Here is a 6,424-nt window from a genome sequence, read left to right as displayed (position 1 = left end):
TAAATTCAGTATGACGGTACAAAGTACTTATTGAGTTAGCCGATTTACCCGACCATTTTTGCTACCGGTGCTTGTAGAATAGCACCATCAAGAAGTTGCACTTTAGTACGCGCCATATCTGCATAGCGCGGATCATGCGTTACCATACAAATAGTTGTACCCGCTTTATTTAATTGGTCGAGTACATCCATAACTTGGTCAGCACTTTTTGAATCAAGGTTACCCGTAGGTTCATCGACTAATAAGACGGCAGGGTTTGCGACTAGGGCACGAGCAATAGCAACACGTTGTTGTTGACCGCCAGAAAGTTGGTTTGGTTTGTGACTAATACGGTGTGACAGGCCTACTTTTTCTAAACATTCTATAACACGTTTTTTGATTGTCGCGTTATTAGGCTTGTCGGCATGGTAGCGCAGTGGCAAAGCCACGTTGTCGAAAACTGAAAGCTCGTCTATTAAATTAAACGATTGAAATATAAAACCAATCTTTGCATTTCTAACTTCTGCAGCTTGATCCAGCGATAGGTCAGTAACATTGACACCTTCAATGAAATACTCACCACTGCTACTTACATCAAGTAAGCCCATAATTGATAAAAGTGTTGATTTACCACAGCCAGAAGGACCAGATATTGAAACGTAGTCTCCTTTATTAACGGTTAAGTTAATTGATTTCAAAGCATGTGTTTCAAGTTCTTCGGTTTCAAAAATTTTACCGATATTTTTTAATAATAAAATGGCTGTGCTCATGTACCTATCCTTTTGTAATTTTATGACTCAATTATAGAATCGAGATTTTTGCTGTTTTATAGTTACTTAAATCTGAAATAATAAATTGGTCGCCCAAGTTGGCTCCCGCACTTATTTCAATAAATCGTCCCGTTTTTTCTCCAAAACTTATGTCGACTCTTTTAGCTTCGGACATTCCTTCATTAAGCCGGTACAGCGCAGTTTCACTCTGCGCTTGCACATTGGCAGGTCGGTCGATGTAGTAAATGTTTTTCAGCACTTTAGCCGTGATCACCGCATCAATACTTTGTTCTGGCCTTGCACTTTTAGGGAGTTCCCCAGGGAATGATATCTCCACCTCGACGGTGTTTTGGTCAACAATAGGGTCAATGCGCTTAACTTTCCCCTTAATGAGTTCTTGTCGGGTATCAACGATAACGTTCTGACCAATGTTAACTAATTGCACTTGGTTTTGTGGCACGCGGATCAACGCAATTAATTCAGTAACACTACCAATTAGGGCGACTTCTTGCCCTGGAGACAAGCTTTGCCCTAAATTTACAGATAAACGTTGTAGCACACCGTCAAAACCGGCCTTTACCACTAATTTATTTTTCCGGTCTTTAGCGATGGTTAGTCTTTGTTCGACTTGCTTAATACGTTCTAGTTGTATATTTATCGCCTCTTTATGCACTTCTTTAAGCTGTTCATTACGTTCTTTAAAAATTTCAATTCGTTCTTTTAACTGATCTTCACGCAATATGCTTTCTTGATAGTCTATTTGTTTGACAATACCGCTTTTTACCAATTTATTTTGTGCGGTTAACGTCAAACGAGCCCCTTTATGCTGTGATACAAGTTCTAAATAATTTGACTTTTCGGTGAGTGTTTCGCGTCTTTGGTTTAATTTTAGTTGGCGTAAGTTAGCTCTTAACTCAGCTACTGAATATTCAGCACTTTGCACTTGTTGCTGCAGTTCTGGGTTCGCTAATTTTACGATTACGCTTTCTTTGGTAACGGTCGCGCCAGGTTTTAATACGATTTCTTCAACCGTTGCTTTGGTGAGTGTGGTAATTAATTGCAACTTATCTGAGGTTAACTTGCCGTATCCTTCCACGGTAACGTCTATATCTCCTTGTTTGACTGTTGCGAGTAACAGATCTTTTCTCGCTAGGCTGACATTATTAAGTGACGCTTTCGCATAACTTACCAATATAATAACAATAACAACGGCGATCGTTGCTATTACTCCTTTGTTATTGAGCAATGTCTTTTTAGGCTTTTGTTTTAAAATATCCACATTATTCTCTTGGTTGCTGCTTAACCGTCTTTCTATATATATAGCTAATTTCGTGCCAATAATATTTTTCTTATAAATCAATACGAAACATTAAATCGGCACCCCTACTTTCGTACTAGTTCAATAATGAACTAAAAAAATTTCGTTATTGGTACAAGATAATTCGGTGATTCCTTTTTACTTCATAATTTGTAGCCATTACAATTAATACTTTATATCTATTTGGGATAGACTCTTGCTGAAACATGTTCTTATTTGGGATTTACCTTTACGACTTTTTCATTGGCTATTTGCCTGTACCGTTATTGCCTCTTGGTACACTTCTGATCAAGACAATAATTTGATTGATATTCATATGAAACTTGGCTATTTCGCTTTAGGTTTACTTGTTTTCAGAGTTTTGTGGGGATTCGTTGGCACTAAACACTCGCAGTTTAGATCTTTTTTTCCAACACCTAAGGGCCTTATTAACTACATTAAGGATCTAAAAAACAATCAAGTTAAAGATAGTAGTGGTCATAATCCGTTAGGTAGTTTGATGGTTTTTTTGATGATTTTTCTCATCAGTTTACAGGCAATAAGTGGCTTGTTTATCAATGACGATGTATTTTCTTCTGGACCTTACTACGATAGTGTTAATAAAGAAGTAGAACAAGTTATGATGTTTTTACATCACAATGTCTTTGATTTTATGATTGCAGCCATTGCTATGCACCTATTGGCAATAGCCTATTATGAGCGAGTAAAAAAACAGTCGATAATACTCCCGATGATCACAGGAAAAAAGCTTGCCGCTAAAGTTGATAAGAAAAATGTAATCAAACACTCTAAGTTATCGATTGCGCTTTTAATGGTAATAGTGGCTGTGGGTTTTGTTTATTGGCTGGTTGTGCTGAATGCACCTGTTATAGAAGAATATTACTACTAATACCTTTTTTATTTTAACAATAGGTGATTACAGGCTGTTTTACACCGCTGAAATCACTTATGAATTTATGTTAATTAAACCCGAAACCATCAGACTTCAAAGTACCAAAGTCGTTTAAATGGTGGCGGGTTAAGCACTATTCTGCTTTAAAGTCATCATGACAACCGCCGCAGGTTTTACCTACACCACCAATCGCTTTTTTAATAAGACTTTCATCTCCGCTTAAAGCTGCTTTTTGCAAATTAGCCGATGCTTGTGTTAAATCGTCAATACGTTTTGAAAATGCGTCAGGTTGTTCCCAAATTTTGTCGAGTGCTTCAGTCTTCACTTTATGTGCCGAAGTGTTCGTGCGGGTATAATCTGCGATCATCAGTGATAATTGATTAATGCGTAAAGCATGCGTTGATACTTTTTCCGCGTCAAATTCAATTTTTCCTTTAGCCATACCGCCTAAAGGACCCATGTTGCTGCCCAATAAACTAAATATTGATTGGCGTAAGTCAGTCGCTTTTTCTGCATGTTTTAAAGAGCTTGCTGAGTTAGCGATTGCACCTGTCGCTAATACAGTAAAAATACTCGCGGCTACTACTTTTGTAAATAATTTCATTTTATTTATTGTCCTTATGGTAATTTTTATCACTATAGCAAAACTTCTCTATTAAATGACAATAAATATTATTTACAAATCAACATATTGTTACAAACAGTTTCATCGGTTCAATTTACTCAAATAAACAAAAGTTCATTTTCGAACTAGCGCCTAGTTCATAATTGAACCCACTGCTAGCTCCTATTGATGTTGGGTTTAGGTAGTATCATCATTACGGTAACGCCTTGTTGCGGTTGATCACTCTCGTTATTATTATGCAGTTCCATTACCCCATGATGCTGTTCAATGATATTACGACAAAAGCTTAACCCTATTCCTTGGCCTTGTGGTTTAGTTGAATAGAGCGGAACAAATAAGTTGTTCATGTTAGAGAATCCATGGCCATCGTCGGTAATTTCAATAATGTAATATTGATCTTCTAAAGTAAGGCTAACCGCTATTTCAGTGGCGCCTGCCTCTTTAGCATTTTTAAATAAGTTAATAAAAATTTGTTCTATAAATTCGCCATCTGCCCAAAATTCATTAACACGTGCGTTGAGGGTAATGTTTATATCAGTGAACAAACCTGAAACAGACCTAATAACATGCTCTACAGACAACCACTGGCAGTTTATTTGTAGTTTTTGTGATAACGACGAATAACGGTTCACAAAAGATTGTAAATGCAAACAACGCTCGGTAATCACACCAAGTACCATTTTGTCTCTTTCGTTGCTTGCTTTATCTGCTAGCGTCTCTGCCATTGAAGATACCGGTGTTAATGAATTACGGATCTCATGGCCGAGTACGCGAATGATTTGTTGCCAGGCATTTAATTGGCTTTCTCGTAATGCGGGTTCAATATCAATAAAAAGCAGCAGTTGATGGTTTTCACCGTCATCTATAAATTCACTGTGACGTATTTGCCAGCGATTTTGTTTCGCTTGTTCTATGAACTTCCAGTGTCCATCATTGTAATGTAAACCCAATAAATCGGCAGTGGCGTGACGAAACATTTGCCATGGTTGCTTAAATAGATAATAAAACGCTTCGTTACCAAGCGTAAGCTGCTGTTTTTCATTAAATATTAAAACTGGTGTGTCTAATTGCGAGATCAATTGATAAACCAGAAAAGCCTGCTGATCATAATGAGACTTTTGTGTTTGTAACTTTTCACTCAGTTGTTTCAATTGCTGATGGAATTCACTAACTTTACCCTTTGGGAAAGTTGATTTTCCAAATTGGTTATAATCTTCCTGAGTAATGGCATCTAAATGTAAAGAAGCACGGGTAAAAGATCGCATCACGCGCTGCTTTATTGACAACGTAAAGCCAAAACAAATCGTAAAAAGCACTAATTCAATAATAACGATCCACTGCCACTTTATCGTTAAAAGCCATGAAATACAACCACTTAACAACAAAATAACGGTACATAGTATGGCAAGTTTTTTTTGTATAAAGCTTTCTAGAGAATTAGTTTTTAGTAAGGCCATATTTCTCCACACGTCGATACATCGACGCTTTTGTTAAACCCAGCAATAACGCCGCTTGAGGTACATTTCCTGCGCTTTTATTGAGCGCTAATTTAACCATAGCAACTTCCGCTTCAGCCAATGTCATTAATGGTAATTGATTACTCTGCTCATTATTTTGAAGCGCATTGTTGGCTGATTTTTCGACTGCCCCCATGGGACTGATATTTCTAATGTGCAAATCTTCTGCCAATAACTGTTCATGTTCAGCTAACAATACTGCTCGTTCAACTAAATGGCTCATTTCCCTCACATTCCCTGGCCAATGGTAATCAAGCATAGCTTGCTGTGCACCGTGCGATATAGAGCGAGCAGACCGTTGATATTTTTTAGTGAATTTATCAACAAAGAATTGCGCTAACAATAAAATATCTTCCGTGCGTTCTTTTAACGACGGTACTCTAAATTCAATCGTATTAAGACGGTAATATAAATCTTCTCTAAATAACTCAGTACTTAGTAACTGAGTGAAGTTACCATTAGTAGCTGATATTATACGAGTATTTGTCTTTTTTGTCAGGCTTGACCCAAGGGTTTCGTATTCTCCATTTTCTAATACACGGAGTAGTTTAGCTTGTTGGGAAAGTGGAATATTGGCGATTTCATCCAAAAATAAAGTGCCATTTTCAGCAAGTTCAAAACGCCCAATACGGTTTTGTTTGGCATCAGTAAAAGCGCCTTTTTTATGGCCAAACATCTCGCTTTCAAACAGTGACTCGCTGATAGCGCCCATATTGACAGCAATAAAAGCTTCATTATTACGCGGTGATTCTTGATGAATAAAACGAGCAAGTTCGCTTTTACCTGTGCCATTGTCACCGGTTAATAAAATACTGACATCAGTATTTGCCACCGCTTTTACTTTTTTCAATAATTGCGTCATAACCGGTGATTGCCAGACATAATCGTCACAATTTTCATTGATAAGTTGTTGTTTTAATTTTTTATTTTGACTTGAAAGATTTAAGAGGTCGAGCTGCTGTGCCACAGTATGTAATAAATGTTTATTACGCCAAGGCTTTTCAATAAAATCGTTAGCACCTAAGTTCATTGCTTTTACGACTAGGTCGGTGTTTGACCAAGCGGTCATTGCTATTGTTGGTGTATGTGCAAGTGAAGAGTTTTGTAACCAGGTAAGAAAAGCTAAACCTTCTTCACCAGATGTCGTGTCTAGTTGATAGTTCATATCAAGCAATATCAAGGATATAGCATGATTTTTTAATTTCACTTGTGCAATTTGAGGGTTGTCGGCTTCAATAACGGTGTAGTGGTGATCTTCTAACAATACCGCTAAACTTAGACGGATATCAGGACGGTCATCAATAACTAAAATACAGGGCATCT

At 37.3% G+C, this 6,424-nt stretch carries 6 protein-coding genes; 1 reads left to right on the top strand and 5 read right to left on the bottom strand.

What is annotated here, in order from left to right:
• Positions 1 to 44: 44 nt before the first annotated feature.
• A complete protein-coding gene (locus H4J73_RS09370) occupies positions 45 to 749 on the bottom strand; it encodes an ABC transporter ATP-binding protein (RefSeq protein ID WP_182223448.1) in 705 nt (234 codons plus the stop codon).
• A 31-nt stretch (positions 750 to 780) separates the two neighbouring features.
• Positions 781 to 2,028 carry an HlyD family efflux transporter periplasmic adaptor subunit gene (locus tag H4J73_RS09365; RefSeq protein ID WP_182180326.1) on the bottom strand — a complete coding sequence of 416 codons (1,248 nt, stop codon included), beginning with the start codon at positions 2,026 to 2,028 and terminating at the stop codon, positions 781 to 783.
• A gap of 235 nt (positions 2,029 to 2,263) precedes the next feature.
• On the opposite strand from H4J73_RS09365, the gene H4J73_RS09360 reads away from it, so the two are divergent.
• On the top strand, positions 2,264 to 2,956 hold the full coding sequence (locus tag H4J73_RS09360) for a cytochrome b/b6 domain-containing protein (RefSeq protein ID WP_220460666.1): 693 nt from the start codon (positions 2,264 to 2,266) through the stop codon (positions 2,954 to 2,956).
• Positions 2,957 to 3,092: 136 nt separating this feature from the next.
• Here H4J73_RS09360 and H4J73_RS09355 read toward each other — a convergent pair whose 3' ends face one another.
• The 3 genes from H4J73_RS09355 to H4J73_RS09345 form a co-directional block, all read right to left on the bottom strand.
• Complete coding sequence (locus tag H4J73_RS09355; protein ID WP_182170509.1) at positions 3,093 to 3,563, bottom strand: cytochrome c; 471 nt, start codon at positions 3,561 to 3,563, stop codon at positions 3,093 to 3,095.
• Positions 3,564 to 3,739: 176 nt separating this feature from the next.
• Entirely contained in the window at positions 3,740 to 5,041 is a 1,302-nt protein-coding gene (locus tag H4J73_RS09350; protein ID WP_182180324.1) for a PAS domain-containing sensor histidine kinase, read from the bottom strand.
• Positions 5,022 to 6,422 (bottom strand): sigma-54 dependent transcriptional regulator, encoded by a 1,401-nt coding sequence (locus H4J73_RS09345; RefSeq protein ID WP_182223447.1) that lies wholly within the window; start codon positions 6,420 to 6,422, stop codon positions 5,022 to 5,024. Before H4J73_RS09345 ends, H4J73_RS09350 begins: the two co-directional genes overlap by 20 nt.
• Positions 6,423 to 6,424 lie beyond the last annotated feature (2 nt).

Source organism: Colwellia sp. MB3u-41 (assembly GCF_014076845.1).
Taxonomy (GTDB): Bacteria; Pseudomonadota; Gammaproteobacteria; order Enterobacterales; family Alteromonadaceae; genus Colwellia_A.
Note: the sequence above shows the minus strand (reverse complement) of the source record. Positions and strands in the feature narration are given on the sequence as shown.